The sequence below is a fragment of the Tessaracoccus defluvii genome (genome assembly GCF_014489575.1).
GTDB lineage: Bacteria > Actinomycetota > Actinomycetes > Propionibacteriales > Propionibacteriaceae > Arachnia > Arachnia defluvii.
On the sequence record NZ_CP060789.1, the window covers coordinates 2,177,217 to 2,203,166 of the forward strand.

Consider the following 25,950-nt stretch of genomic DNA (forward strand, 5'->3'; position numbering starts at 1 on the left):
CAACGGCCCGGACCCGGCTAGTCGGTGGTTGACGGGGAGCCAGAGAGGCGGTCGCTCTGTGGGTTGGTCTACCCACCCTCAGAGCGACCGGTTCTCCCGGGACCACCCCGCCCGACGCCTGATGAGCGCGACCAGCGGCTAAGCTCCTTCAGGTCCCGACGAGAGCGAACTCCCCAGCGATGAACCCCCCGACAGACCCGGTGTCACGGTCGACTGCCGCGGGAAACCCACCTGCCCGCGCTCACGCGCGACGGCTGCCGCCCCTGGAGCTTCTCGTAGAGCCCACCCCCGAGGTCGTTTCCTGTGTCTGATTCCCCCCACTACGTCGACAAGGCCGTGCGGCTCTTCACGTTCCTCGCGAAGGCCCAGCTACTCCGGCAGGCCCCCGTCAGCGACATCGACGCCTACCGCCGCGACGGCGCCGTCCACTGGTTGGGCGACCTCCCCGACGCGCACGCCGTCCGGTGGGGCGTCGAGCCCGGACAAGCCTGGGATCAGGGACCCCTCCTCAGCGTGGACAGGCTCATCCCCTCCGATCCGCCCCGCATCCCGACGTCGCTCGACGGCTGGATCACCGGCGACGCCCTCAACCCCACCCAGCGCCCGGTACTCGCCGAGTGGCGGCCAGCCCCCGACGGTCCGCAGCGCTCGGAGGACCACCCCGAGGTGGCAGAGGCCTTCGACGCGTGGAGCGCGAAATGGGACGCCTGGGCCGAGGTGACGCTGCGCGAGCAGCCCGTCCGCGACGCCTACGCCGAACTGTTCAAGCTCTACGTCCAGACCACCCAGAAGAGCGAGGAGCTCGAGCTCCTCCTCGGCGTCGGGCTCCTCGCCTGGGCGCCCGAGGGGCACGAGCGGATGCGGCGACACCTGTTCACCGTGCCGGTGATCCCCAAGCTGGAGGAGTCGAACGGCCGTCTGGACTTCTTCCTCGACGAGGGGTCGGTGGGCATGCACGTCGAGCTGGACATGCTCGACCCCAGCCTGATCCCCGATCAGTCGCTGGTCGGCCAGCTCGAGACCCGCGGCCACGACTTCACCGGCAACCCCCTGGACGCGGCGGACATCGAGCCCCTGGGCCGGACCGTCGCGCTGCAGCTGCACGCGGAGGGCCGCTGGGACGACGCCGCGGCCCTGCCGACGAGCCACGAGTACCCGACGGTGGCCTGGGCTCCCGCGCTAGTGCTACGCCCCCGCAACCGCACCGGCCTGGTACAGGCGTTCCAGGACATCGCTGCCCAGATCGACGCCGCCCAGGAGGTCCCGGCCGGCCTGCTGCCGCTGATCGACCCCGACCGCCTCCCCCCGGTCACCGAGGTCTCCACCCCCGGCGCCATCCTCACCTTCGACGACGAGGTGGTGGCGCCCCTCCCCCTCAACGACGTGCAGCGTCGCATCCTCGAACGCGTCGACCGCCACGCCCAGACCCTGGTGCAGGGCCCGCCGGGCACCGGCAAGACACACACCGCCGCCGCCCTCCTGACACACCTCCTGGCCCAGGGCCAGCGCGTGCTCGTCACCGCCCACACCGACCGCGCCCTCCGCGAGGTCCGCACCAAACTGCCCGCGCAGATCAAGCCGCTGGCCGTGTCCGTCATCGGGGCCAGCCGCGACGACCTCGCCGACCTCCGCACCGCCGTCGACCACATCTCCCGCCGGGCCGGCGATAACGACGAGCACGCCTCAGCCCTCCGCATCCAGCAGCTGGCCGATCAGGCAGCCCAGCTGGACAAACGACGGCGCGCGTTGAGCCGCGGCCTCGTCGACGCCCGGTCCCACGAGGTGGCCGAGCTCAGCCACGGCGCCTATTCCGGCACGTTCGCCGCGATCGCACAGCGCTACCAGGCCGAGGCCGGGCAGCACGGGTGGATCGCCGACTTCGTCGGCTTCACCCCCGATTCCGCTTCCCCGCTGTCCGACGACGAGGCCCTCGAATGGCTGGCCCTGCTCCGCGACCGTTCGCTGGGCGAAGACGCCGTCGAGAGCAGCCGTCGCCGGATTCCGAGCGCCACCGTGCTGGACGCGGACACGTTCGCCGCGCACGTGCGCGCGGAGTCCGAGGCCGAGGCCAAGGCCGCCCCCCTCGCCGAGGGCCCCACCCACGAGAGCCGGGCCGCGCTGCGCGCCCTCCCCGTCGAGCAGCGGATGGAGCTGAGGCAGCGACTCGCCGAGCACCTCACCATGGCCGCCGATCTGGCGCGGCTGCCCCTCCAGTGGATCGACGACGCGCTCGCGGCCGTGCGCGGCGGCACCGGCGACATCTGGCGCGCCCGCGCCTCCGAGCTGGCCACAGGCATCGGGCGGATCGACGCCGTCCTCGAACACCTGCCGGCCGGGGTCCGCGTCGAGCTCCCCGGCGACATGGACCGCATGCACGCCATGGCCACCGCCCTGGAGCGCCACCTCGTGAACGGCGGCGCCCTGAAGACCCGCGCCGACGGGACGGTCAAGATCGGCGCCTTCACGCCCGGTGTGGTCAAGGAGTGCCGAGAGGTGCTCGAGCAGGCCCGGGTGGACGGCCTGCCCCCGACGAAGCAGGCGGACCTCAGGGTGCTCATGGCCCACCGCGACGCCTCCGGCCTGCTCGACGAGCTGGACCGGGCGTGGCCGTCGGCGGTGGACATTCCCGAGGAGGACACCCCGCGCGAGCGCGTGGAGTGGCACCGCAGCCAGCTGAGCTACCTGGTCCGGGTGGTGGAGCTCGGCGACCGCATCCGCGCCGAGGACGAGTTCCTCCGGCGGCGCGGGATCGTGCCCCGGCATGGAGCGACGGCGCCTCCGTCGAGCGCCTCACCCGGACGATCGACGCCATCGACGCCGCCGACGCCGTGGCGGCCGCGCGCGGGCCCCTGAACGAACTGGGCGACGCGATCTCCACCGTCGCCGGCTGGTCCGACGCGGCCGAGCCGGTCCACCGGCTCAGCCACGCCGTCGAGGCCCGGGACCACGAGGGCTACGCCCGCGCCCTGGCCCGGCTGGTGCGGCTCGAGCAGGTCTCCGAGGCGACAACCCGCCGCGACACCCTCACCCACCAGGTCCGCACCACCGCCCCCGCCCTCGCGGAAGCCGTCCTGACAAGCCCCGACGACGACGCCTGGGACTCCCGCCTCGCCCACCAAGAGGCCGCGTTCGGGTGGGGCGCCGTCGGCGCGTGGGTGCTCGCCCAGGACCAGGTGGACGCCAACAGCATCCAGGCGCAGATCTCGGTGGCGGACCACCAGTTGCGCACGGTGGCGGAGAACATCGCCGCCGAGCGCGCGTGGGGCCACGCCGTCGGCAGCGAGCGCCTCACGCCGGGCCGCCGCGCGGACCTGCGCAGCTACTCCCAGCAGGTCAGCCGCCTCGGCAAGGGCACCGGCAAGTACGCCGCCCAGCAGCGGGCCGAGATCCGGCGCGCCATGGAGCGCTGCCGCCCGGCCGTCCCGGTGTGGATCATGCCGCTGTACCGGGTGGCCGAGCAGTTCCGAATGCAGGAGAACATGTTCGACGTCGTGGTGGTCGACGAGGCCTCGCAGGCCGGCCTGGAGGCCACGTTCCTGCAGTACCTGGCCCCGAAGATCGTCGTCATCGGCGACGACAAGCAGGTCTCCCCCGCCGCCGTCGGCGTGGACCAGCAGCAGCTCCGCGACCTCGCCGCCCAGTACCTCCACGACGACCGGTACAAGGACACCTGGCAGGACCCGCAGCGCTCACTCTTCGACGAGGCGGCCATGCGCTACGGCGGCCAGCTGACCCTGGTGGAGCACCGGCGCTGCGTGCCGGAAATCATCGGCTTCTCCAACCGCATCGCCTACGAGCCCAACGGCATCCGGCTCATCCCGGTGCGGCAGTTCGGCTCCGACCGGCTGGCCCCTTCGTCGTGACCCACGTGCCCGACGGAGCCGAGGAGGGCACCACCGGCAAGATCAACCGCGCCGAGGCGCGCGCGCTCGTCGACGACCTCAAGGCCTGCCTCGACGACCCGGCCTTCGAGAACGCGTCACTGGCCGTCATCTCGTTGGTGGGGGATCGGCAGGCCAAGTACATCGAGTCGCTGCTGCTGGCCGAGATCCCCGCCGAGGAGTGGGCCCGGCGGAGCCTCCGGGTGGGCACCGCGCCGGACTTCCAGGGCTCGGAGCGCGACGTGGTGTTCCTCTCGATGGTGTCGGCGGTGGAGCCGGGCCGACGGCTGGGCGCGCTGACCCGCGAGATGTACGTGCAGCGCTTCAATGTCGCGGTGAGCCGGGCGAAGGACCAGGTGCGGCTCTTCCACTCCATCTCCTTGGGCGAGCTGCCCAACGCCGAGGACCTGCGCTTCCAGCTGCTCGACTACGCCTACGGCGTGGCCGGTCGCATCACGTCGGACGGCGAGGTCGCCTCGTCGGTGGTGCCGGAGGACGAGCGGGTGGAGCCGTTCGACTCGCTGTTCGAGCAGCGGATCCACAACCGGATCGTGGACCGCGGCTACACGGTGGTGCCCCAGATGGAGGCGCTGGGCTACCGGCTGGACCTGGTGGTGGTCGGGGCCCGGGCGCGGCTGGCGGTGGAGTGCGACGGCGACACCTGGCACGGGCCCGAGGCGTACGAGCGCGACCTCGCCCGCCAGCGGGAGCTGGAGCGGTGCGGGTGGCGGTTCTTCCGCGTCCGGGAGTCGGCCTTCTACGTCGACCCGGCCGCCGCGCTCGCCCCGCTGTGGGATGAGCTCGACAAGATGGGCATCCGTCCCTCCGGCTGGGTTGACGACGGCGTGGAGATCGAGGGGGCCGACGCGGCGCAGGAGTTCGAGCTTGACCCTCCGGAGCCGGAGGGCGTCGGGGAGTTCATGGACGACCTCCTTGAGCCATCGGACGCGGCGCAGGAGTTCGAGCTGGAGCTACCGGAGATGGCGGTTGTCGAGGAGGTCGTCGGGGTGTTCGAGGCCGACGACGGCGCCGTCGAGGCGGAGGACCCTGAGCCGGTCTTCCTCGACCACCCCGACGCGGAGCCTGAGGTGATCGTCGAGGAGAGCGACCCCGAGGTAGAGGCGGACCCTCGCGCTCTGTCCGAGGAGGCACCTCTCGCAGAGACCGACGAGGCTGGATCCGAGACCCTCGGGGCGCCCATCCCGGAGACCGACGGGTCTGATGAGACCACCCTGTACCCCGAGCTCGGAGCCAACCTGCACCTGGCCCTCGATCGGGGGCGGCGCGGCGTCCCCTCCTCCGCCCCCGCGCCCGCGCAGGCGAGGCGCTCGGCGTTGGGTGTGACGTGGGATCCGCTGGCGCAGCTGGGCGGTTCCGTGGACGCGATCTTCCGTCCACCGGCCGGCTTGGACCGGTACCGGGAACTCGACGGGTCAACCGTGCCGGTCGGCGAGGGCACGAGCGCGGACATCCTGGACGGGCTGCTGCGAGTGGTCGCCGTCGAGGGTCCGGTGCGGGGCAACCGGCTCCGCACCGCGTACGTGCGGGCGTCGGGTGGGTCGCGCGTCGGGAAGGCGATCGCCCAGGTCCTGAACTCCGCGATCTACCGAGCCGAGAAGCGCGGCCTCCTGGTGGGAGATGACCCGCTGGGCGCCTCCGGCGTGCACGCCCGCACCTACCGCCTGCCCGAGCAGCCCGAGTTCCGGGTGCGCGAGCTGGGGCCGCGAACGCTCGACGAGGTTCCGCCCCGCGAGCTGGTGGAGGTCATGCGCCGGATCCGAGACGCCAACCCGGCGGCCGACGACGAGCAGCTCCTCCGCGAGACCCTGCGCCTCTACGACCGCGTCTCCCTCACCCAGGCCGCGCGCGCGGTGCTCGTCCCGGTGCTCACCCTGCTGCGTGGCCCCCGGATCTGAGCGTTGACGGCGATGGCCCGCGACACCCCTGGGGGCCGGTCGCTCTGAGGATTGCTCTACCCACCACCGGAGCGACGGTCACAGGGGGCGGCCCGCGTGGAGGTGGCCCAGCGCGATGATGTTGACGCCATCGGGCCGGGTGAAGCTCTCGGCTCCCGCGGTCAGTACGTTCAGGGTGGCCAGGTCCCGCGCGCGCTGCACTGACACCTTGGCGCTCAGCTGCTTCAGGCTGGCCGCGGCGTCGTCGATACTGCTTGCCCCCCAAGCTTGACCTCGAATGCGCTCCATCTGCCATCTCCGAGTTCGACGACGGCATCCACCTCGAGCCCCGAGCTGTCGCGGTAGTGGTAGACCGCGCCGCCCAGCATCTGGGCGTAGATCCGGAGATCACGGACAGCGAGCGACTCGAAGAGCAGCCCGAACGCCTCAAGGTCACCGAGAAGGGCGCCCGGCCCGGCGCGCAGAGCCGCGGTTGCCAGCGATGGGTCGACGAAGTGCCACTTGGGTTGCACTCGCAACCGGACCTTCGAGCGCAGGTGCGGCGCCCAAGCCGGCTGCTCCTCGACGACGAACACCCGGGTCAGCGCGTCGATGTACCTGCGCACAGTCTGCGCGGACACCTCGGGGTTGGCGGTCCCGGGGGCGGGGATCTCCGCCTCCACGCTCAGCTTGGTGGCGGACACCTCGGTGGCGGTGTTCCGGGCCAGAGCCCTCAGCAGGGCGCCCACCCGAATGGGGTCGGCGCTCAGCCCGGCAAACCGCAGATCCGCGCGCGCCACGTCGTCCAGATAGCCGGCGAGATACTCGGTGGGGGATCGGCTCGGCTCGATCACCAGCGCGGGCCAGCCGCCCCGCACGATCAGCGCGGCGTACTCTTCGACGCTTGGACCCCCAGACCGGCGATCCCAGTCGCGTGATCGGCGTCGGCATGGGTGAACAGGTCGTGGAAGCTCACCGCTCGGATGCTGTCGCCGCTCTCGTCGAGCGACATCGGACGCAGGGTGACCCGCTGGAAGCGCCCAGCACCGCTGTGCCGGGTGAGGTCGTCGGCGGGCGTTGCCGAGCCGGTCAGGATGAACTGTCCGGCGAGTCCACGTTGGTCCACCTCGTGGCGGACTGCGTTCCACAGCACCGGTGCCAGCTGCCACTCATCGACCAGGCGAGGAGTTGGGCCAGTCAGCACCGTACCCGGCGAGACTTCCGCCAGCCTCGCTGCGTTCGGCGAGGAGTCCAGACGCACCGAGCTTGCCGACAACTGGAGGCCGGTGGTCGTCTTGCCCACGGCGCGAGGACCCTGGAGGATCACGGCACCGAAGGTGCCCAGCGCTCGACGAACCAGGCTGTCAGCCAAGCGTTCTCGGTACACCATGAGGCAACAGTATCAGTCCTGCACACGGTGAAGTATCACTCTTGCATTCGTTCGGCCATCATTCCTGCACATATCTCGCTATCACTCCTGCACTCCATGGTCACGGTTCTGCCCCCTGGGAGTCAGAACGCCCCAAGCAGGCAACAAGAAGCAACGCCACCGTCTGTGACCCCCGTCCGCCTAGGCTCGAAGAGACCCCACTCCATAGGAGGACTTCCATGAGCGACCGCCTCAAGGCCCTCAGCGACGCCGGCGTCTCCATCTGGCTCGACGACCTCTCCCGCGAGCGTCTCACCTCGGGCAACCTCGCCGAACTCATCGAGACCAAGTCCGTGGTGGGTGTGACCACCAACCCGACGATCTTCGCCTCCGCCCTCAGCGACGGCGACTCCTACGCCGAGCAGCTCCAGGGCCTCACCGACGTCGACCAGGCGATCGAGCTCGCCACCACCACCGACGTCCGCGACGCCGCGGACCTCCTCAAGCCCATCTACGACCGCACCGGCGGCTTCGACGGCCGCGTGTCGATCGAGGTGTCGCCGGAGCTCGCGCACGACACCGACGCCACCGTCGCGGAGGCCCAGAAGCTGTACGACACCGTCGGCCGGGAGAACCTCCTGGTGAAGATCCCCGCCACCAAGGCCGGGATCCCGGCGATCGCGGAGGTCATCGGGCGCGGCATCTCGGTCAACGTCACCCTCATCTTCAATGAGGACCGGTACCGCGAGGTCATGGACGCCTACCTGACCGGGCTTGAGACTGCCGACGCCGCCGGCCGCGACCTCGGCACCATCCACTCCGTCGCGTCGTTCTTCATCTCGCGGGTCGACGTCGAGATCGACGCCCGCCTCACCAAGCTCGGCCGGGAGGACCTCAAGGGCAAGGCCGCAATCGCGAACGCGCAGGTGGCGCTGGGCGCCTTCGAGGAAGTGTTCGGCTCGGAGCGCTTCGCCGCGCTCAAGGCCAAGGGCGCCAACCCGCAGCGCCCGCTGTGGGCGTCGACGGGCACCAAGGACCCGTCCTACCCCGACACGCTGTACGTCTCAGAGCTGGTGGCGAGCAACGTCGTCAACACCATGCCGGAGAAGACGCTCAACGCGTTCGCTGACCACGGCGACATCGGCCCGCGCATGGAGGGCACGGCGGGTGACGGTCGCGCTGTGCTGAAGGAGATCGCGGACGCCGGGGTCGACCTCGACGACGCGTTCCAGGTGCTCGAGGACGAGGGTGTGGAGAAGTTCGTCGTCAGCTGGAAGGAGCTCCAGGAGACGGTGAGGCGCGCCCTCGGCTGACGGGCCACCCCGGGTGAGCGACGCGTCGGCACTGCAACATACTGAACAAATGTTACAGTAAGCCATGACATCAGCCGCCGTCGACGCTGCGCTGGCCCAGACCCCGGACCTGCTTGAGAGCGCCCTCGCCAGGGTGCCTGAGGACCAGTGGTTCGAGCGCAAGTCCGCCGGGGTCTCGCCGCGCGACCTGGCGGTTCCGCTCGTCGCCATGGCGAATGCCGACGGCGGCGTCATCGTGGTCGGCATGCACGACGGCGTCCTCGAGGATGTCCCGCCGCAGCGTCGTAACGCCATCAGGCAGGCGGCCATGGACTTCACGCAGCCTCCCGTGCGCATGCACGTGGAGGAGTTGAGCGTGGGCGGAGACGACCCCCGGACCGTGATGGTGCTCCGCGTGGAGCCCGGGGAGACGGTGCACCACACCCACAAGGGCGATTGCTACCTCCGCATCGGGGACGAGTCTCGCAAGCTCACGGCTGCGCAGGAGCGGGAGCTGGTCTACGACCGCGGGGCCGCCCAGTACGAGGCGTCACCGACCACGCTGGGCGTCGACGACCTCGACCCCGCCCAGCTCACCAGCTACGCCACGCTCATCGGCGTGGGCTCCCCGGAGCGAGCGCTCGCCGCCCGGGACCTCATCGATCGACGGGGCCGCGTCACGGTTGCTGCGGCGCTGCTCTTCGACGAGCGACCGCAACGTGAACTGCCCAACGCGCTCGTGCGCGTGCTCAAGTACGGCGCGGACGAGAGGGGGGTGGGCGACGCGATGACGCTCGAGGCGGGGGGAGACAGGCGGATCGAGGGCTCCATCCCCCAGCAGATCAGGGAAGCGGCCAAGGCGATCGAACCGCTGATGCCCAAGTGGGAGCAGCTCGGCCCCGCCGGCCTGTTCGAGGCCACCTCACGCATCCCCCGCGACGCCTGGCTCGAGGGACTGGTCAACGCGGTCGTGCACCGGTCCTACAGCACAATGGGCGATCACGTCCGGTTCGAGATCTTCCCCAACCGGGTGGAGATCACCTCCCCTGGTCGATTCCCGGGGCTTGCCAACCCGTCGCGCCCGCTGGAGGTGACGCGGTACGCACGCAACCCGCGCATCGCCCGAGTGTGCGCCGACCTTGGGATCACCCGGGAGCTCGGCGAGGGGATCCGGCGCCTCTTCAGCGAGATGCGACGGCGAGGGCTGGCCGACCCCATCTACGAGCAGACGTCCTCCTCCGTGAAGCTCACCCTGCTCGCCGTCGACGCCCTCCCCGCGGAGGTCACCGCGCGTCTCACGTCCAGTGCTCGGGCCATCCTGACCGTGCTCCGGCTCCACCACCGCCCCATGGGCACCGGGGAGCTGGCCGACCTGGCCGGCGTCACCCGGATGACAGCCACCCGGGCGCTGGCCGCGCTGGAGCAGGAGGGCATCGTCACGTGGCGCGGGAACTCCAAGCGCGACCCACGAGCCACCTGGGCACTGGGTCAGCTGTAACACCTACTGCAACATTGGTGTTGCAGTAGGTGTGCCAGAACCGGTCGCTCTCGTGGTGGGTAGACCAACCATGAGAGCGACCGGTTCGCCGCCGCTCACCAGGCGTGGGCCAGCACCTCCCCGAGGAGGTCGTCGCCGTCGACCGCCAGCCCCGCGCGGGTGAACCAGGTGGCCATGTTGGTGCAGTCGCGGTGGAGGAAGTCGAAGGCGTACGGGTTGGACGCCAGGTCCACCAGCTGCGGCACGTCGATGATCACCAGGCACGGCTCGTCGTCGATCCCGGAGACCAGCGTGTTGTACGGGCTGAGGTCGCCGTGGACCAGGCCGAGGCGGGCCATGGTCTGCATCGCTTCCCGGAGCTGCTCGAAGAGCTGCTCGAGCTGCGCCGTCGAGGGCCGGGTCTGGTGGAGGCGCGGGGCCGCGGCGTCGCCGTCGGAGATGAACTCCATGAGGATCTCCGTGCCGTCGATCTGCACGGGGTACGGCACGGGGACGCCGGCCGTGTACAGGGTGACGAGCGCGTTCCACTCGGCGCGCGCCCAGAGGCCCGCCTCGACGGTGCGGCCGTAGGAGGACTTCCGCGCGACGGCACGGGTGTCGCGGCTGTTGCGGAGGCGGCGGCCCTCGGTGTAGCCGGTGTCGCGGTGGAAGAGCCGGCGGTCGGTGGACCGGTAGCGCTTGGCGGCCAGGACGACGGAGCGCGACGGGTCGTCGGGCACAGCGCGTTCGAGCAGGGAGACGTCCGCCTCCTTGCCGGACTTGAGGAGGCCGAGGTCGGTGTCGACGGCCGCCGCGGCGGTCACCAGCCAGTCCGGCCAGGGCTCGGGTCCGCGGCAGAGCCGCTCGATGGAGTCCCAGGTGGACCAGCGTTGATTGTCGGCGAGAGTGTCGCGGTAGGCGGTATTCGGGGCGTCGCTCCAACTGAACGACGACAGAAGGTTGGGCAAGGGTGGTTCTCCTGAGGAGGAGGCACCCGGCGGGCAGTGTCAGGCGGCGGGGGCCTCAAGTGAGTGGGGGGTTGAGAAGGCGTGCACAACGGCAATGGGTGACATCTCTCTCCTCCCTTCACGAGGCTTCCTGGCGCGATCCGCGCACTCCGCCCAGGGTAACAAGGCAATCGCCTGAGGGCTAGAGCGCGAGCGGACGCACACCCGCGGGAATAGCATGGAAGTAGCCCACTCCACGCCACCCGCTCCCGGCATGGTCGTCCCTCGGCTTCGGCCTGGTCTCGCTCGTCGCGCTGGCCTGGCCGCTCCTGTTGAGCCGCACCGCGCCGTCGGGTGAGGAGGGCGAGGTGACGGAATCCAACTCGCAGCTGCTGCCCATGACGTCGATCGCCTTCTCGCTGGCGGGGCTCGCGCTCGCTGTGTACGCCCTCAAGCGCAGCGATCGGCACAGGTCGGTGTGGGTGGGGCTGGTCACGGGCGGCGTGACGGTCGCGTTCTGGCTGTGCTTCCTGATCGCCCACATCGTCTCCCCGGCCTGAGCCGCCCCAGCTGCTCGTAGTAGGTTGACCGGCTAACTAGTCAGGCGTACGATCTAGGTATGGAATCTGACATCGCATGGCCGAGCGAGTGGCTGCGCGGGGTCCTAGGTGTGTGCGTGTTGCGGATCCTCGCCGACGGACCCACTTACGGCTACGAGGTCGCCGCGCGGCTCGCCGCCGCCGGCCTCGGCACGGTCAAGGGCGGAACGCTGTACCCGCTGCTCGGCCGCTTCGAGGATGCTGGCTGGGTCGAGATCGAATGGCGTCCCGGCGAGGGCGGCCCCGGGCGCAAGTACTACAGCCTTACGCCCATCGGCCGAGCCGCGGCTGCTGATGAAGCCGCCCGCTGGGTCCACTTCACCGACACCACCCGACTCCTCACCGACTCACTCGTCGACCCCAGGAAGGCCTGACATGACCGAGATCACCACCCCGCACATCGACAAGCGCTGGCGCGACGACTTCATCATCGCCATGAGGATGCAGGACGCGACTGGCGAGCAGATCGGCGATGCCCTGGCCACCGTCGACGCGCACTGCGCTGAATCCGGCGAGTCCGCGGAAGGGGCATTCGGTGACGCGACGGGCTACGCGACAACGCTGGTTCCCGAGCCCGCCGCAGGATCTCGGCTCGGATCGTCGTTCGTGGTGGGTGCGCTCATGGGTCTGCTCGGGCTCCTGATGGTTCCACGCGCCGTCGACGACTGGGCGGCCGGCACGCAGTTCGCCGTCACGCTCGGCGACATGGTGGCGCTCGCCGTCGTCCTCGGACTGACCAGCACCGTCATGGCCCTCCCCCGGCACGTACTCCCGTGGCTCGCCAAGGCCAGGTACTCCGTGGTGGGCCTTCTGGGCGCGGCACTCATGGCGCTTCTCGTGCTAGCGATGCTGTTCCTGACCGACGTGGTGGCGGAGCTTGACTGGCGTCTCGCGCTCGCGGTGGGCGTCGGGCTGCTGGTGGCCAGCGTGGTCTTGACGTGGCGCGACCTCGCCACCCCGGACCCCGTGGCCGACCCTCGCTCCCCCGACTCCCCACCCCGTCGCACCCAGTGGCTGGCGGCGCTGATGTTCCCGATCCTGACCCTCCTGGTCCTTGGGATCGACGCCCTGTTCCGGTTGGTCTTCTGACCCGCTGTTTCCCAAGGAGGATCCACGAGCGAATGCTAGAGCGTTCTCGTGCAGCGACGTCCCAGCTGAGGAGCCGTTCCTTGTTGAGAGAGAGGAAGTTGATGCCAGGGCCAGCGTCAATGATCGGCCGCGTCACTACACCGAGTCCGCATCGTCCAAGCCGCTGAGGTCCACCTCGACGTCCGGCAGGTCCGAGCTGGCGATCCCCGCCGGGTCATGTTCGACGGGAGCGATCCCGGCCTCGGCGAGTTCTCGAACCACCGACCCGACGGGCAGACCGCGCAGTGCAGCGATCTGCCGGGCTGTCACGACCCCTTCTGCATAGCCATTGATCGCCCGGGCAACCAGCCGCTGAGGCGCCCGCACGCGATCCGAGTCGTCCTGCAGGGAAGCGTAGTAGTCGCCCCACCCGAAGCGGGTTGCGAGGGCTGGGGTGTAGAGGTTCATCCACGCCTCGCACATCTCGGCGGTGATGTAACCCGCCTGCCGTAGGGCAATTGCCGCGATGGCTGGCGACACCAGAAACCGCTGAACCACATCAGAGAGGTCAGCCTCAGTGGTGACTTTCCGGTCGCCTAAGAACTCCGCGATAGCTTCGGTTGGGATGAGGAGGTGACGGGCGAAGGCGTCCGCGCGCTTCTCTTCGAACGGACGGCCACCCGGGGGAACGTCCCAGTCCTGGAAAGTCAGGTGCCCAAGCTCGTGCGCCAGAGTAGAGCGTTGCCGCATCGGGTTTCGGGTTCGGGCGACGCCGATGAACACCCGGTCTCTGGCGGGGTCGCGCATGGTCAGGCCGTGTTCGTCGGGTCCGACGTCAAGGACGGCAACATCGAGTTCGGTGGTCTGCTCGATCAGGGCAACAAGGTCGCCCAGAGGCTGGATTCCGAGACGGTGCGCACGACGGAACTCCCCGGCCGCCTCAGCTGCCTGATGTTCGATGTCGGAGGCCATCACTGCGCCGCAATGGCCTGGTCGTCGAGGTAGGCGTCGAGTTCCATGAAGTGCAGGAGCCGCTGCCGCATCGAATCCATGTCTGCGCCGTTGGTGGCGCGGGCCGCGCACTGCACGCGGTCAGCCACCGCCGATCCGGTGAGCTGGGCGACGGTGCAGCCAGCGGCGTCGGCGATCAGCAGGATCTCGGTCATCTTCGCCGCGCGGGCGCCGGTAAGGATGCGATTCAGGGTGGGCTGCGAGATACCGGTCTGATCCGCCAGCGCACGCTGGGACAGCCCTGCAGCAGCAAGGGCGCCTCGGATCGTCGCCGTCATGTCCTCCATCACCAGCTCCTGAATCATTTCTCGGAAATTGATTCAATCCTAGCTCAAGGCTGGTTCCAGACCAGCTCCAGGCTCTCCGACTCTCGCCGGGCGCAACCGAGGCTGACCTGCGCCAGTCAGCCACTGGGTGGGGCTACCTACCGCTTGAACCACTCGCGCACCTGAGCGGCCTGCTCAGGCGTGAGGCGCCGGCGGTCGTAGGGGACTGACTGCCAGCCCTGGTCCCGCAGCCATGCCTGGACGGTCTTGACGCTGGCACCGAGTTCGACTGCCAACTGCTCGGGTGTGACTGTGTGATGCGGCTCGGCCATGCCGCGAGACTACTCAGCCCGAAGCCCGCAGGAGGACCAGCTGGCCGGGCTAGGGTGAGAGGAGGTCGACTGCTACGGGGGGACCGCGGTGAGGGTAAGCACCATTCTGGATCACATCGATGACGGCGGCGCCGCGCTGCTCGAGACGGCTCTCCAGATGGCCAGCGTCAAGCCCGCAAACACCGTCAGGTTCGCCTGGTGGGGCGCCGAGGAGTCCGGCCTGCTCGGCTCCGAGCACTACGTGGCCGGCCTCACGCCCGCTGAGGCCGCCCGCATCGCCCTCTACCTCAACTTCGACATGGTGGCCTCCCCCAACTACATCTTCGGCGTCTACGACGGAGACAACTCCAGCGGCACCGCACCCGTCTCCATCCCCGCGGGCTCGGACAAGATCGAGGACGTCTTCGAGCGCTACTACGCCGGCCGGGGCGAGCCCTACCAGGACTCGACGTTCTCGGGCGGCTCCGACTACGGGCCCTTCATCGCGGTCGGCATCCCGGCCGGCGGACTGTTCACCGGCGCAGAGGGCCTCAAGACGGCCCAGGAGGTCGCGACCTACGGCGGCACCGCGGGCATCGCGTACGACCCCTGCTACCACCAAGCCTGCGACACGATAGACAACGTCAGCCACCATGCCCTCGACGTGAACTCGGACGCCGTCGCCACGGCCGTGCTCACCTTCGCCATCGACACCACACTGGTCAACGGCGTTGCCGGTAAGCCCGGGAACCGCCTCGGCCAGCTCCGCCCGTACAACCCCACCACGGTCGACCCCATGGCCGATCGCTACAGCAGCTGACCCACCGCACACAGGGCCGGCTGCCCCAGGTGGGGGCTCTCGCCCCAGACAGCCAGCCCTGCACGACGCCTACCCACGGACGGGATCCAGAACCGGACCCACCTCCGGCGAGCGCTGATCCACCCGTCGCGGGGGAGCCCGATGAACGCGATGCCGAAGCACACCAGCGCCTCCACATACGCAGGATGCGCCCAAGGACTGCCCGACACTCCGATCAGGATCGTCAGCAGCAGGGCGGGAAGAATGGCGACGAGCGTCCACGCCGGCAGCCTCATGTCCGACCGAGGGAGCAACGAGAACCCCAGCGCGATGCTTCCCACGAACATCAGCAGGAACGAGACGGTGGCTACTGCCCCGTAGAGGCCGTCACCGTCGAGCATCTCACCGGTCGCCGCCGACACCGCCGTGTTGGTCAGCATGCCGGCCGCCAGGATGAGGAAGACGACGATCAACGCCAGGCGGATGATCCGCCGGAGCCGGCTGCCGTCGTCGACCCGTCGCCCGTATGCGTGCAGTACCCCGGCGAACGCGAGGTAGGCCAGCCCGTGCACCAACCCGGAGACCAGGTACAGGGGGTTGACGCCGAATTCGTCGCTGGCAGCGCTGTAGCTCCCGGTCAACGCGAAGGTGGCCGCGTCGTTGATGGCGATGGCCGAGAGGCCGGCTGCGCCGGCAAGCGCCGCGATCGTCAAGATCTTGGACATGAGACCTCCTAGGTCTTCGAGGGCTTCCGTCGAGCCCGTTGAAGCCAGGCTGCCGTCGGCGGGGTGACGGTGATCGGACGGCTGGCCCAAGCCGTCCCGTCCGCGCGGTGTCTGGTGCTCACGACGTTCGACGTGGACGATTACGTGCTCGGCGCCCTCAGAGCTGGCGCGGCGGGATTCCTCATCAAGACCACCCCGCCGCGCGAACTCATCAGGGCAGTGAAGGACTGTGCCGCTGGCGGATCCGCGCTGGGGCCGAGCATCGTCAGGAGGCTGGTGGCCACCTACGTCGGGGTGGTGAAGCAGCCGGTGCCTGAACTGGAGCGGTTGACTGAGCGGGAGCGCGACGTGCTCGTCGTGATGGCGAAGGGCCTGTCCAACGCCGAGATCGGACTGGAGCTGTACCTGACCGAGAACACGGTGCGCACGCACGTGGCGCACATCCTGGCGAAGCTCGGGGTGCGCGACCGCGTGCAGGCGGTGATCCTGGCGCACCGGGCCGGGCTTGGCTAGGTGCGCTGAAGTCTCGATGACGGAGGGCTCCTAGCGTCTGGAAGAACTGCATGCAGTTCATCAATGACTGTGCACCCGCTGGCGAGCAGTGGCGGGCTCGGATCTCGACGTCGGCGTGGTGGACAAATGATTAGGATCAAGGTGACTGAAACCTAGAGAGGTGCGACGTGGCACGCGACGGGCGATTCGAACGACCATTGGCCCCCTACAGCTGCCCGCGATGCGGGTGGGCCGGGCCGGGCATGGACCTCACGATCGGATCCGTGAGTCAGTACCTCATCGAGTTCTGCTGCCCGGAGTGTGAGAGGGCGCTCGGGGGGTTCTCCAATCCCCTCGTCGGTGAGATTCACGATCCCGATCCGTCCTGGAGCACCATCGCCACCGGCGACCTGCGCACCCAGGAGACGAGGTGGCGAGAGCTGCTCTCCGCGCGCACAACCCCGTGGCGGGATTCATCCGCCTCCGACACCGACCCTGTCCATGCGTCGCTCCAGGTCAGGACCGACAGTCGCGGGACCTGGCTGGTCATCGATGCGAACGGCAGCGAGATCTTCCGTGAACTCGCCGCCGAGGACGACATTGAACCCGCGCCGCGGCTCCTGGCGTATCTCCACGCCCGCTACGGCGACCGTCTGAGGTCGTTCGATCCGTGGCGTGCGTTCGACTTCCTCGCCGGCGACAGCCTCAGCGCGACCGCCCGGATCATGGCCCTGCTTCAGACCCTTCCTGAGCGCGACGGCGCCGCCGCCGATCGACGCTCGCTCGGCGATCCTCCACCGCCGAACGCCAGCCCGATGACGCGTCTGGAGTGGCGCGCCAAGCACGGCGACTCCGACGCGATGTACTGGCTGGGCACGGAACTGCAGGAACGCGACCCTGACACCGCGCGCAGGTGGCTCGAAGAGGCCGCCGACCTCGGCAACCCGAACGCGATGTTCGCGCTCGGCTCGTTCTACCGTTTCTCGGACCTGGATGCCTCGCGCGACTGGCTCGAGAAGGCAGCCGCCCACGGGGACCCGGGCGCCATGTCAAACCTGGGGCTCCTACTCCAGGATTCCGACCCCCAGGCCGCCGACGACTGGGCGGAGGCGGCGGCTGTCAAAGGCGACACCGACGCCGCGTTCAACCGCGGCGCGATGCTGACGCGCCTCAACCAACCGCATGCAGCCCGCGCGTGGTTCGAACGCGCAGCAGCCGGGGGCGATGGCCGCGCCGCATACAACCTCGGCCTGATGGTTGTGGAGTCCGACCCGAGCAGCGCACGCACCTGGTTCGAAAGAGGAGCCCGTCTCGGCTGCGTCGAAGCGATGGCGCATCTCGGGTATCTGCTGATGGAGGAGTCGCCAGCCAAGGCCATGAAGTGGCTCGAGCGCGCCGCGGATGCCGGCGATCGGGACGCCATGGTCAACTGCGGTGTGCTCTCGCAGAGACTCGCCGAATCCTGGTTCAAGAAGGCCGCTGCAGCCGGTGACACCGGAGCCCTCGCGAACCTCGCCTACCTGCTGCGCGGCCTAAGACCCGATGACTCGAGGCAGTGGGCACAGCGGGCAGTCGACTCCACTGACCCAGAGCTCGACGACACCCTCGACATCCTGTTCCCGGACGCAGAACCCAAGATGAGTTGAGTCTGCACCCGGGTCGCTGCTACAGCCGCGAGCGGCGCGGCCGCGTGGCTCAACCCGGTCCTGATCGTTCTCGCACGGGACGCCGTCAACGTCGAGATGCTCGCGACAGCGGTGCTCTCCCACACAGTGAGGAGATCAATCGACCTGCGGGTCGGGTGAAGCCTGCGCCCGTTCCATCAACAGCAGGTCCGGCGCAACTCGGCCCACGATCCGGGCCACATCCTCGCTCGGGACGGCGCGCCACAGCACCTGACGCGCCTCGACGTACTTGGTCGTCGGGGGTTTCCCGGTCCGCGCAGCCAGAGCAGCGACCCGGTCCGGTCGCGAGTTGTGGGCGTTGTCGGCGATCTTGACCAGCGTCGCGTCGTACGACGTCGTGATCCGTGCGATGACCTCGGCATAGGGCATGCCCGCGTGAAGGTTATTGGACACCAGGGCCAGAACCGCCAGAGCACGTTCGGACACGCCGTCGCCGCGCAACGACTCCAGCGTGATCCCCTCACCGTCCTCAACCGCGTCGTGCAGCATGGCGGCGATCTGGAGCTCGAGATCGTAGTCGGCCAGTCCGTCCGCGACCGCCAGGACGTGCTCCATGTAGTCCACGCCGAGCTTGTCGACCTGCCCCGTATGCGCTGCCACAGCTAACGCGTGAGCGTCCTCGAGAGTGAACTGTCTGCTGACCATGAATCAACCTTCCTCCGGCAAGTCAATCAGACAGACCGTTCGGCGAGAACGACCAGCCAGGATTCGATACCCGGACTCGACACCCAAGGGACGCTCGGAAGCCGCAACTGTCAAGCGGGCCCTCGACGCTGGGATCTGACGCCGAAATCTTCGGTGAACTGTCTGAGGAGACTCGCCTCTAGCGGTGCGGCGTCTTCGTCAGCAGTGGTACGCCAAGCCACCAACAGCTCATCCCTGTGCGGCAGATCAGTGCGTTCGGTGGAGCAGGTGCACCTTGGCGTGGTGGCCGCCGCTGTCGAGCTTCGCGACACAGGTGTACAGCGGTGCATCCAGCGCCTCGGCCAGAGCGAGGTACGCGGCGTCGTAGCTCGTGTACTGGTGACGCAACTGCCAGATCCGATCAGCCAATGGTGAGACCTCGTAGCGATTGATGGCGAACGCGAAGTGGTCACGGCGAACCTCCTCCGCGACAGCGGGAACGAGTTTGCCGCCCAGGAGCAAGCCCCGGAGCACGGACAACACCTCGACGTCGAGCAGGTGCGGCGCGTGCACGTCGCCGGTGAGAGCATCCAAGAGCTCGTCGGCGACCTCGCTGCCGATCAGCGCCTCGACCATCGCGGAGGCGTCTAGCACGATCACCGGCGGCCGGCCTGCACGGCTGCGACGATGTCGTCGGAGCTGGGCCCACTGGAGCGGTCCCGCGCCCTGAGCCGAGCAACGATCTGCTCGTTGGTGGGTCGTGTGGCGATCTTGGCCAACTCGGCGGCGACGTAGGCCGACAACGACATGCCTTCCGCCGCCGCCCGTTCCTTCAAGGTAGCGGCGACATCGTCGGAGACGTCGCGGATATACAGGGTCGTCATGACACGATGCTAGCACTCTGCAAGCAGCGCAATCAACACGACCCACCCTCTCACCGCGGCAATCGACGGCGTGCCGTACCCTGCGTTGGCGCCGCGCTTCGCCTCCAGCCATCCTCCGACCCCCGCCGTCGTCGACAGGTACGTAGACGTCGCCGCCCTCGGCCTTCACCACCGCATGGACAATGACCATCACCTCACCCAAGGCTAGGGTGAGCGGAGATCGACTGCTACGGGGGACGCGGTGAGGGTAAGCACCATTCTGGATCACATCGATGACGGCGGGATCGCTCTGCCGGAGTTCCAGCGCGGGTACGTCTGGAACCGTGACCAAGTCCGCGGGCTCTTCACCTCGCTGTACCGCGGGTACCCGGTAGGCAGCTTCATGACGTGGTCGACAGCGGCAGAGACGACAGCGGCGCGGGGAGAGCCGACCGACCGGGACGGCACCATCAAGCTTCTGCTCGACGGCCAACAGCGTGCGACAACGCTGTACGGAGTGATCCGTGGGCGCGCACCACGCTTCTTCGAGGGCAACGACTCGACCTTCCTTGGCCTCTATTTCAACGTCGTCGAGGAGACGTTCGAGTTCTACGCGCGACAGAAGATGCAGAACTCGGCTGAGTGGGTCTCGGTGCCCGACCTCTTTGCCAACCCGGGGAAGTACTACCAGCAAGTGTTGGCCCTCGATACTCCCGAAGCCCGCAACGGCCAGTACGTGACCCGTCTGGCGCAGGTCACAGGCATCGGTGACCGTGACATGCACGTCGAGGAGGTGACCGGGGCCGACAAGACCATCGACGTCGTCGTGGACATCTTCAACCGGGTGAACTCGGGCGGGACCAAGCTCTCCAAGGGCGACCTCGCGCTGGCCAAGATCTGCGCCAGTTGGCCCGAGGCACGACACCAGATGAATGAGCACCTGAGGTACTGGCGGGAACGCGGCTACGACTTCAGCCTGGACTGGCTGCTCCGTGTCGTCAACGGGATCGTGACTGGAAAGGCACGGTTCACCGCTCTTGCCGACCGTCCCGTGCGCGAAGTGCAGACGGGGCTGGGGCTGGCCTTCACCTACGTGAATCAGTGGCTGAACGTCATCGCCGGACACCTCGGGCTTGACCACGCACGGGTGCTCTTCCCCTTCCCGCTCGTCGTACTCGCGCGACACATGCACAGGAACGGCGGTCGCCTGCCGGACGCGTCCGAACAGGCGCGGCTCCTCTACTGGTACATCCACACGGGCATGTGGGGCCGCTACGCGGCCTCGACCGAGACCTATCTCACGCAGGACCTGGAAGCCGTCGACGAGGCGGGCGTCGAGGGCTTGATCCGCCTACTGGAGCTCTCGCGCGGCGACCTGGCGGTGCGTCCTGAGGACTTCGCCGGCACAAGCATGGGTGCTCGGTTCTACCCGACGCTCTACATGCTGACCCGTGTCATGAAGGCCCGCGACTTCGGCACCGGCGTCCCCATTTCGAACGCGCTGTTGGGGAGGCTCAACGGTCTTCAGGTCCACCACATCTTCCCCAAGGCCAAGCTCTACGCGGCCGGCTACGCGCGGGGTCAGGTCAACGCCATCGCGAACTTCTGCCTGATCACTCAGGACACCAACCTGCAGGTGAGCGATGCCGATCCCGCGATCTACATGCCCGAGATCGAAGCTCGTGTTCCAGGCGCCCTGGCCAGTCAGTGGGTGCCAATGGAGGATCACCTGTGGCAGATCGACAACTACCCCGATTTCCTTGCTGCCCGCCGCGAGTTGCTCTCCACAGCCGCGAACTCCCTTCTGCAGAGATTGCGTTCGGGGCAGCTCGACCCTGCTCTAGTCGGCCCCGGACCGGTAGAGGGTAACTACCCGGTGGTCGTCGGCGACGATGACGCCGCCGATACCCGCAACCAGGAGATCGACGCTCTGGTCGAGTGGCTTACGACCCAGGGCTACGCGGAACCGGAGCGCGACCTTGAGATCGCGCACCCCGACACGGGGAGGGTGCTGTCCATCGCGGAGGCTGTGTGGCCACACGGGCTGCAAGAGGGGCTGGGCGAGAAGGTGGTCCTCGAACTCGACGAAGACGACTTCGACGAGGACGCCTTGGCCGCGTTGGGCTACCGGGTCTTCACCTCGATTGCGGCCCTTCGCGAGTTCGTGGAGCGGTCGAGCAGCGAGGAGTCATCTGCTTCTCTCTGAGTTGCCCTGGGGCGGTGATCTCCATCGGTCCGTGGTGTCACGGCGACAGTCGAGCCGATCAACAACTCACCACCCTTGTCGAGTGCTGGGCTCACCAGGGGCCGGCCAAGGTGGCCCAGAAAAGCAAGCTCGTCACAGACGCCGTGAAGCTGCACTGGGTTGCCCAGTCCCTCAGCCCCGCCCCGGACCTGGGTTCCGCAGATGAGTTGCCGGCCTAGGCCGCCCAAATTGCGTGTTTGGCTAGGAGGAATGCGTGTTGGGGTGGTGACACGGCGTGTCACTAGGGGGCGCTGTGGCTAGGGGTGATGCTGGCCCGGGTCAGGTGGTGGGGGTGAGGTCGAGGATCCGCGGTGGTGGGGCGAGTTTCAGCTGGTCCAGGATCCGTTGTTGGGTGGGGGTGGGCTGTGTGGTCTGTTGGTAGGTGCCGGCGCTGCCGGTGAAGGTGCCGACGTGGAGTCGTTGCAGTTCGGCGCGGAGGTTGGTCCAGGTGTCGCCGCAGGTGGTTTCGATGATCCGGATCAGCAGCAGCGCGAGCCAGCACAAGATGATGTGGGCGCGGATCCGGTCCTCCAGTCGGTGGTACACCGGGCGGAGGTCGAGGATCTGTTTCATGTCCCGCCAGCCGCGTTCGACCTCGAGGAGTTGCTTGTAGCCGACGGCGATGTCTTCGGCGGTCAGGGTCGGGTCGTTGGAGCGGAGCAGGTACTTGCCGTCCAGCTTGGCTTCGGCGGCGATCGCTTTGGCGTCGACGCGCAGGAGGCCGCCGGGGGTGACGCGCAGGTACCGGTTCAGGCCGGGTTTGGTGCTGATCACCCCGCGGAGTTCGGCCCGTTTGGTGTCGGTGAGCTTGTCGGACTCGGCGATCAGCCCACGCAGGTGCTCCACCAGATGGGTGCGCACGGTGGCGTCACGTTCGGCCGCTTCGGGGTTGTGGCACACCACGAACCGCTCGTGGTCGCTGATCTTGACTTCCTTGACCCGCAGGTTCCCGGCAACCTCCTGGTAACGCCCCGGCCGGGCGAGGGCGGCGTCGGCTTCACCGGTGCCGGAGCGGAGCTTCTCGCCCAGGATGTAGCCGCCGGCGCCGCGTTGCAGGTAGCGGCGGTTCTCCGCCGAGGTGAACCCGCGGTCAGCGACACACACCACCCGGGCCAGGCTCCAGTCCCGCAGGTCGTCCTTGACCTGGCGGATCAGGGCCGAGTCGGAGGTGTTGCCCGGCCAGCACCAGCACCTCACCGGGATCCCGTCCCGGGTGACCGCCATCCCGACCACCACCTGGGGCAGGTCGTCGCGGTGGTCCTTCGACTTGCCCCACGTCCGGAACCCGGCCTGCTTCACCCCACCAGCCGGCGGCGCCACCTCGCCGTCAGCGGTTCGGTCAGCGGTGGCGTCGGGGGCGGGTTGGAGGGGGCGGCCGCTGTGGTCGCGCCACACGGGATCGTCAGCGGTCTCGGTGACGAAGTACGTCGAGGTGGTGTCGAAGAACAACAGGTCGACCTCCAGGTTCAACAGGTCCGCCACCTGGTGGTACACGTCCTTGGCGAGGGTGGCCTCCACCTCCAGCAGCCAGTCCATCGCCCGGTAACACGCGTCGTCGGACACCTCCACCAGGCCGGGCAGGTGCACGTCGTGGTTCACCCAACTCGTGGCGGCCAGCTTCGAGGAGGGCGCCAACGCCCGGTTCGCGACCAGGGCGAACAACACCCGTTCGGTGACCGGGTCCCGACGGGTGGCGCCCAGCAGGCCTCGCAGGGTCTTGGCCAACCCGAGCCGATCCCATAGACCGTTCAACACGTACGCGCCACCCAATGGTCGGGACTGCGTGAACTCCAACCCCGGGGTCCCCGCACCGGGCAGCATCGCTTCGGAGCCCAGCACGCGCGTCAACGATCCGATCAGACGTTCGATCCCCGCACGGTCGACCTGGTCGGCGCGGCCGAAGTTGTACACCACCTTCATCTTCGACGACTTCGCCGCCGGGTCCCACTCGTTGTGGACCAGCTGAAGATAGCTCACCGCCGTGCCGTCCCGGTTCCGTCGCGTCGACGTCCGAACGAACATGTCACCAGCCCTCCACCATCAACACCGCTACACCCGAGCGCAGCCTACACCCAAATCGTGTCACTATGAGATTGCGCGTGTGTCACCACCCCAAACACGTCTGACAAGCCACAACACCCACCCACGAGCACCAGAAACCCGATTAGCTGCGGAACGCAGGTCGTGGCCCACACCGCTGTGAGGGGCACGTCGGCTGCTGAGCCGCCTCGGATCAGGTGGCCGATCAGCGGGTTCCGGATGACGGTTCCTGTGACGGCCGTGCTGCTTGTCCTGGTGCTCGGGGCCGCGGTCTCGCTGTCCCAGCCCTTGGTGTTGTTGGGTGCCATCCCGCTGATCGGCAATGCGTGGTGGCAGAGTGACGGCGCATTGCTGATGCTGCAGCCAGCGGTGATCGAGGAAGGCCAGTTGTTGCCATCGCAGGTGATGGCGCGGATCCGGGCCGAGGCGGAGTTGGCTGGTCCGTCGCCGCTGGATCGGGTCGACGTCGTGAAGGCTGCCTACGGTCGGCTTCTGGGTGACATCGTGTATCGGATCGAGAACTCTCACGCGGTGTGGGCTGCGGGATGAAATCCGGACCGCTTGATATTCATGTTTCAGGCTGCCTTGTTGGTTTCGTACCAGTCCTGCTCTGCTTCGTTCGGGGTACGATATTGAAGCGCGGAATGCAACCGTTTCTGATTGTAACGCAACTCGATGTAGCGTGCAATATCCCGGATAGCATGCCGCCGAGTCGGATACACGGTCCGATGAACCCGCTCCACTTTCAAGGTCGCATTGAACGACTCCGCCCACGCATTGTCATAGCAGATACCAGTCCGTCCGACCGACCGAACAATCCCAGCCGCGCGCGTGAACTCGGCAAACTCGGCCGACATGTATTGAGTCCCGCGATCCGAATGGAAAATCGTCTCCCCGCTGCGGATATGGCCATTACTGATCGCCATGGCCAGGGCGTCGGTGACCAGCTCGGTTCGCATGTGCTCGGCCATCGCGTACCCGACGACCTTCTTCGTGCAGCAGTCCAGCACGGTGGCCAGATACACCCACCCCTGCCAGGTCGGAATGTAGGTGATGTCGCCGACCAGCTTGAGCCCGGGCTCGTCGGCGGTGAAGTCCCTGTTGACCAGATCCGGCAGATCCTTCGCGTCAGCCGGGATCGTGGTCCTGGGCCCGCTGCGGCGCGGCTGACAAGCCACCAAGCCGCGCTCGGCCATGATCGCACGCACCGTCTGCGGGTCACACGGCCTCCCGGCCCGCACCAAGGCGGCATGGATCCGTCGGTAGCCGTAGGTGGCGTCGGAGTCGGCGAACAGGACCTCGATGATGTCGCCGAGCTCGTCGCGCCACCGCTGGGTCACCGAGACCGGCCGGTTGAGCCACTCGTAGTAGCCGGCCCTCGACACCCTCGCCCACCGACACATGCTCCGGATCGAGTAGTTGCCTTCTTCGCTGTTGATGAACGCGTACTTCGCGGTCACCGGAACTCTTTGGCGAAGAAGGCCGCCGCTTTTCCCAGGAACTCCCGCTCGGCCTTCAACTCACGGACCTCCTTACGCAACCGTGCCAGTTCTGCACGCTCCGGTTCGCTGATCTCCGGTAACTCATCCGGGTGGTCCCGCCGATACGCATTCACCCAATTCCTGAGTGTTTCCGAGCCGATACCATGATCACGCGCGACCTCGGCAACAGTCCGCGACGACTCAATCACCGCACGAACCGCTTCCGCCTTGAATTCCGGGCTGAACTTCTTCCGGGTCATTCGATCCCTTCCATTTCTCCCACGGATTCTACCGGTGGCGGCTCTTGGTCCGGAAACAATCCCTCACTTCAGTGTCGATCCTGCGCTCACAAGATCGAGATCGTCGGCTGACCCCCTCTGTCCCCGCGACAGCCCTGCCCCCACGCCGAGTGCGGCTGATGCCGGACGTCGCCGCTAACGTCGTTGGCTGGCCCGCACACGAGCACGTTCCGTCAGAGTGCCGTCGGTCGACGCAACGCCGCGGCGTGCGGGCGTCAGCCCTTGACGGCGCCGGCAGCCAGTCCGGATTGCCAGGAGCGCTGCAGTGTCAGGAACAGGGCCACGATCGGCAGGACGCCCAGGAGGGAGCCAAGCATGACGGCACCCTTGACCGGCGCGAAGTAGCTCATCATGCCGTACAGCCCGAGCGTCACGGGTTTGAGTTCCGGGGTCGAGACCATCATCAGCGGCAGCATGAAGTTGTTCCACGTCGCGACGAAGATGAACAGGAAGATCGTCACCATTGCGGGCGCCAGTAGCCGCAGCACGATGGTGACGAAGATCCGCGCCTCGCTCGCACCGTCGATGCGCGCCGATTCCAGCAGCTCGTCCGGGACAGAGGTGCGCCAGGGCCTCGGCGT

Annotated in this window: 26 protein-coding genes and 1 pseudogene; 13 read left to right on the plus strand and 14 right to left on the minus strand. The window is 68.2% G+C overall.

Going from position 1 to position 25,950, the window contains the following annotated elements; all coding sequences use genetic code 11:
- The first annotated feature begins 303 nt into the window (after positions 1-303).
- Genes H9L22_RS10480 through H9L22_RS10490 form a run of 3 tightly spaced genes read left to right on the plus strand, consistent with a single transcriptional unit; the run spans position 304 to position 5,797 of the window.
- A complete protein-coding gene (locus H9L22_RS10480) occupies positions 304-2,853 on the plus strand; it encodes an AAA domain-containing protein (protein ID WP_187719867.1) in 2,550 nt (849 codons plus the stop codon).
- Positions 2,829-3,863, plus strand: coding sequence for an ATP-binding protein (locus H9L22_RS10485; protein WP_187719868.1), 1,035 nt, complete (start codon positions 2,829-2,831; stop codon positions 3,861-3,863). Before H9L22_RS10480 ends, H9L22_RS10485 begins: the two co-directional genes overlap by 25 nt.
- Positions 3,860-5,797, plus strand: a complete 1,938-nt coding sequence (locus tag H9L22_RS10490; RefSeq protein ID WP_187719869.1) for an AAA domain-containing protein — start codon at positions 3,860-3,862, stop codon at positions 5,795-5,797. The genes H9L22_RS10485 and H9L22_RS10490 overlap by 4 nt, the downstream gene beginning before the upstream one ends.
- A gap of 78 nt (positions 5,798-5,875) precedes the next feature.
- Here the strand turns inward: H9L22_RS10490 and H9L22_RS19735 are convergent, their stop codons facing one another.
- Genes H9L22_RS19735 through H9L22_RS10500 form a run of 3 tightly spaced genes read right to left on the minus strand, consistent with a single transcriptional unit; the run spans position 5,876 to position 7,166 of the window.
- On the minus strand, positions 5,876-5,998 hold the full coding sequence (locus H9L22_RS19735; protein ID WP_264292439.1) for a hypothetical protein: 123 nt from the start codon (positions 5,996-5,998) through the stop codon (positions 5,876-5,878).
- A 23-nt stretch (positions 5,999-6,021) separates the two neighbouring features.
- Positions 6,022-6,654 carry an ATP-binding protein gene (locus H9L22_RS10495; RefSeq protein ID WP_187719870.1) on the minus strand — a complete coding sequence of 211 codons (633 nt, stop codon included), beginning with the start codon at positions 6,652-6,654 and terminating at the stop codon, positions 6,022-6,024.
- A 2-nt stretch (positions 6,655-6,656) separates the two neighbouring features.
- Positions 6,657-7,166, minus strand: a complete 510-nt coding sequence (locus H9L22_RS10500; RefSeq protein ID WP_187719871.1) for an AAA family ATPase — start codon at positions 7,164-7,166, stop codon at positions 6,657-6,659.
- A gap of 218 nt (positions 7,167-7,384) precedes the next feature.
- Here H9L22_RS10500 and tal point away from each other — a divergent pair, with 218 nt between their 5' ends.
- Positions 7,385-8,458: a transaldolase gene (gene tal / locus H9L22_RS10505; protein WP_187719872.1), complete on the plus strand. Its 1,074-nt coding sequence runs from the start codon at positions 7,385-7,387 to the stop codon at positions 8,456-8,458.
- A gap of 64 nt (positions 8,459-8,522) precedes the next feature.
- Positions 8,523-9,935: an ATP-binding protein gene (locus H9L22_RS10510; protein ID WP_187719873.1), complete on the plus strand. Its 1,413-nt coding sequence runs from the start codon at positions 8,523-8,525 to the stop codon at positions 9,933-9,935.
- Between the two features lie 95 nt (positions 9,936-10,030).
- On the opposite strand, the gene H9L22_RS10515 is transcribed toward H9L22_RS10510, so the two are convergent.
- Positions 10,031-10,882 (minus strand): serine protein kinase RIO, encoded by an 852-nt coding sequence (locus H9L22_RS10515; RefSeq protein ID WP_187719874.1) that lies wholly within the window; start codon positions 10,880-10,882, stop codon positions 10,031-10,033.
- A gap of 347 nt (positions 10,883-11,229) precedes the next feature.
- Here H9L22_RS10515 and H9L22_RS10520 point away from each other — a divergent pair, with 347 nt between their 5' ends.
- Genes H9L22_RS10520 through H9L22_RS10530 form a run of 3 tightly spaced genes read left to right on the plus strand, consistent with a single transcriptional unit; the run spans position 11,230 to position 12,549 of the window.
- A complete protein-coding gene (locus tag H9L22_RS10520) occupies positions 11,230-11,421 on the plus strand; it encodes a hypothetical protein (protein ID WP_187719875.1) in 192 nt (63 codons plus the stop codon).
- A gap of 59 nt (positions 11,422-11,480) precedes the next feature.
- On the plus strand, positions 11,481-11,834 hold the full coding sequence (locus tag H9L22_RS10525; RefSeq protein ID WP_187719876.1) for a PadR family transcriptional regulator: 354 nt from the start codon (positions 11,481-11,483) through the stop codon (positions 11,832-11,834).
- A gap of 1 nt (position 11,835) precedes the next feature.
- A complete protein-coding gene (locus H9L22_RS10530) occupies positions 11,836-12,549 on the plus strand; it encodes a hypothetical protein (RefSeq protein WP_187719877.1) in 714 nt (237 codons plus the stop codon).
- A 135-nt stretch (positions 12,550-12,684) separates the two neighbouring features.
- On the opposite strand, the gene H9L22_RS10535 is transcribed toward H9L22_RS10530, so the two are convergent.
- The 3 genes from H9L22_RS10535 to H9L22_RS10545 form a co-directional block, all read right to left on the minus strand.
- A complete protein-coding gene (locus H9L22_RS10535) occupies positions 12,685-13,500 on the minus strand; it encodes an ImmA/IrrE family metallo-endopeptidase (RefSeq protein WP_187719878.1) in 816 nt (271 codons plus the stop codon).
- Positions 13,500-13,826: a helix-turn-helix domain-containing protein gene (locus tag H9L22_RS10540; RefSeq protein WP_226965803.1), complete on the minus strand. Its 327-nt coding sequence runs from the start codon at positions 13,824-13,826 to the stop codon at positions 13,500-13,502. Before H9L22_RS10540 ends, H9L22_RS10535 begins: the two co-directional genes overlap by 1 nt.
- A gap of 137 nt (positions 13,827-13,963) precedes the next feature.
- Positions 13,964-14,137: a MerR family transcriptional regulator gene (locus H9L22_RS10545; RefSeq protein ID WP_187719880.1), complete on the minus strand. Its 174-nt coding sequence runs from the start codon at positions 14,135-14,137 to the stop codon at positions 13,964-13,966.
- A gap of 88 nt (positions 14,138-14,225) precedes the next feature.
- On the opposite strand from H9L22_RS10545, the gene H9L22_RS10550 reads away from it, so the two are divergent.
- Complete coding sequence (locus tag H9L22_RS10550; RefSeq protein WP_226965804.1) at positions 14,226-14,936, plus strand: M20/M25/M40 family metallo-hydrolase; 711 nt, start codon at positions 14,226-14,228, stop codon at positions 14,934-14,936.
- On the opposite strand, the gene H9L22_RS10555 is transcribed toward H9L22_RS10550, so the two are convergent.
- Positions 14,924-15,640 (minus strand): hypothetical protein, encoded by a 717-nt coding sequence (locus H9L22_RS10555; RefSeq protein WP_187719881.1) that lies wholly within the window; start codon positions 15,638-15,640, stop codon positions 14,924-14,926. The genes H9L22_RS10550 and H9L22_RS10555 overlap by 13 nt on opposite strands.
- Before the next feature lie 63 nt (positions 15,641-15,703).
- Between H9L22_RS10555 and H9L22_RS10560 the strand changes: the two genes are divergently transcribed.
- Together H9L22_RS10560 and H9L22_RS10565 are read left to right on the plus strand one after the other, a co-directional pair.
- Positions 15,704-16,153 carry a LuxR C-terminal-related transcriptional regulator gene (locus H9L22_RS10560; RefSeq protein WP_187719882.1) on the plus strand — a complete coding sequence of 150 codons (450 nt, stop codon included), beginning with the start codon at positions 15,704-15,706 and terminating at the stop codon, positions 16,151-16,153.
- A 263-nt stretch (positions 16,154-16,416) separates the two neighbouring features.
- Complete coding sequence (locus H9L22_RS10565; protein ID WP_187719883.1) at positions 16,417-17,778, plus strand: tetratricopeptide repeat protein; 1,362 nt, start codon at positions 16,417-16,419, stop codon at positions 17,776-17,778.
- Positions 17,779-17,913: 135 nt separating this feature from the next.
- Here the strand turns inward: H9L22_RS10565 and H9L22_RS10570 are convergent, their stop codons facing one another.
- From H9L22_RS10570 to H9L22_RS10580, 3 genes are all read right to left on the minus strand, one after another.
- On the minus strand, positions 17,914-18,462 hold the full coding sequence (locus H9L22_RS10570; RefSeq protein ID WP_187719884.1) for an HD domain-containing protein: 549 nt from the start codon (positions 18,460-18,462) through the stop codon (positions 17,914-17,916).
- Between the two features lie 246 nt (positions 18,463-18,708).
- Complete coding sequence (locus H9L22_RS10575; RefSeq protein ID WP_187719885.1) at positions 18,709-19,101, minus strand: type II toxin-antitoxin system VapC family toxin; 393 nt, start codon at positions 19,099-19,101, stop codon at positions 18,709-18,711.
- Positions 19,098-19,325, minus strand: coding sequence for a FitA-like ribbon-helix-helix domain-containing protein (locus H9L22_RS10580; protein ID WP_182781427.1), 228 nt, complete (start codon positions 19,323-19,325; stop codon positions 19,098-19,100). The genes H9L22_RS10575 and H9L22_RS10580 overlap by 4 nt, the downstream gene beginning before the upstream one ends.
- Positions 19,326-19,566: 241 nt before the next feature.
- Between H9L22_RS10580 and H9L22_RS10585 the strand changes: the two genes are divergently transcribed.
- Positions 19,567-21,510 (plus strand): GmrSD restriction endonuclease domain-containing protein, encoded by a 1,944-nt coding sequence (locus H9L22_RS10585; protein WP_187719886.1) that lies wholly within the window; start codon positions 19,567-19,569, stop codon positions 21,508-21,510.
- Between the two features lie 318 nt (positions 21,511-21,828).
- Here H9L22_RS10585 and H9L22_RS10590 read toward each other — a convergent pair whose 3' ends face one another.
- A complete protein-coding gene (locus H9L22_RS10590; RefSeq protein WP_187719887.1) occupies positions 21,829-23,571 on the minus strand; it encodes an IS1634 family transposase in 1,743 nt (580 codons plus the stop codon).
- 237 nt (positions 23,572-23,808) lie between these two features.
- Between H9L22_RS10590 and H9L22_RS10595 the strand changes: the two genes are divergently transcribed.
- Positions 23,809-24,138, plus strand: coding sequence for a hypothetical protein (locus H9L22_RS10595; RefSeq protein WP_187719888.1), 330 nt, complete (start codon positions 23,809-23,811; stop codon positions 24,136-24,138).
- A gap of 26 nt (positions 24,139-24,164) precedes the next feature.
- Here the strand turns inward: H9L22_RS10595 and H9L22_RS10600 are convergent.
- A protein-coding gene (locus H9L22_RS10600) for an IS3 family transposase (protein ID WP_182784986.1) occupies positions 24,165-25,330 on the minus strand; the annotation gives its coding sequence in 2 pieces (ribosomal slippage) (positions 24,165-25,084 and positions 25,084-25,330; 1,167 coding nt in all).
- Between the two features lie 254 nt (positions 25,331-25,584).
- Positions 25,585-25,932: pseudogene (locus H9L22_RS10605) on the minus strand (carbohydrate ABC transporter permease); the annotation flags it as partial.
- Positions 25,933-25,950: the final 18 nt, after the last annotated feature.

Bases quoted from the DNA above. Each gene is read 5' to 3' on its own strand.
- H9L22_RS10500 (WP_187719871.1), bottom strand. From the start codon at position 7,166: ATGGTGTACCGAGAACGCTTGGCTGACAGCCTGGTTCGTCGAGCGCTG.
- tal (WP_187719872.1), top strand. From the start codon at position 7,385: ATGAGCGACCGCCTCAAGGCCCTCAGCGACGCCGGCGTCTCCATCTGG.
- H9L22_RS10510 (WP_187719873.1), top strand. From the start codon at position 8,523: ATGACATCAGCCGCCGTCGACGCTGCGCTGGCCCAGACCCCGGACCTG.
- H9L22_RS10525 (WP_187719876.1), top strand. From the start codon at position 11,481: ATGGAATCTGACATCGCATGGCCGAGCGAGTGGCTGCGCGGGGTCCTA.
- H9L22_RS10530 (WP_187719877.1), top strand. From the start codon at position 11,836: ATGACCGAGATCACCACCCCGCACATCGACAAGCGCTGGCGCGACGAC.
- H9L22_RS10535 (WP_187719878.1), bottom strand. From the start codon at position 13,500: ATGGCCTCCGACATCGAACATCAGGCAGCTGAGGCGGCCGGGGAGTTC.
- H9L22_RS10540 (WP_226965803.1), bottom strand. From the start codon at position 13,826: ATGGAGGACATGACGGCGACGATCCGAGGCGCCCTTGCTGCTGCAGGG.
- H9L22_RS10545 (WP_187719880.1), bottom strand. From the start codon at position 14,137: ATGGCCGAGCCGCATCACACAGTCACACCCGAGCAGTTGGCAGTCGAA.
- H9L22_RS10555 (WP_187719881.1), bottom strand. From the start codon at position 15,640: ATGTCCAAGATCTTGACGATCGCGGCGCTTGCCGGCGCAGCCGGCCTC.
- H9L22_RS10570 (WP_187719884.1), bottom strand. From the start codon at position 18,462: ATGGTCAGCAGACAGTTCACTCTCGAGGACGCTCACGCGTTAGCTGTG.
- H9L22_RS10580 (WP_182781427.1), bottom strand. From the start codon at position 19,325: ATGACGACCCTGTATATCCGCGACGTCTCCGACGATGTCGCCGCTACC.
- H9L22_RS10590 (WP_187719887.1), bottom strand. From the start codon at position 23,571: ATGTTCGTTCGGACGTCGACGCGACGGAACCGGGACGGCACGGCGGTG.
- H9L22_RS10595 (WP_187719888.1), top strand. From the start codon at position 23,809: ATGACGGTTCCTGTGACGGCCGTGCTGCTTGTCCTGGTGCTCGGGGCC.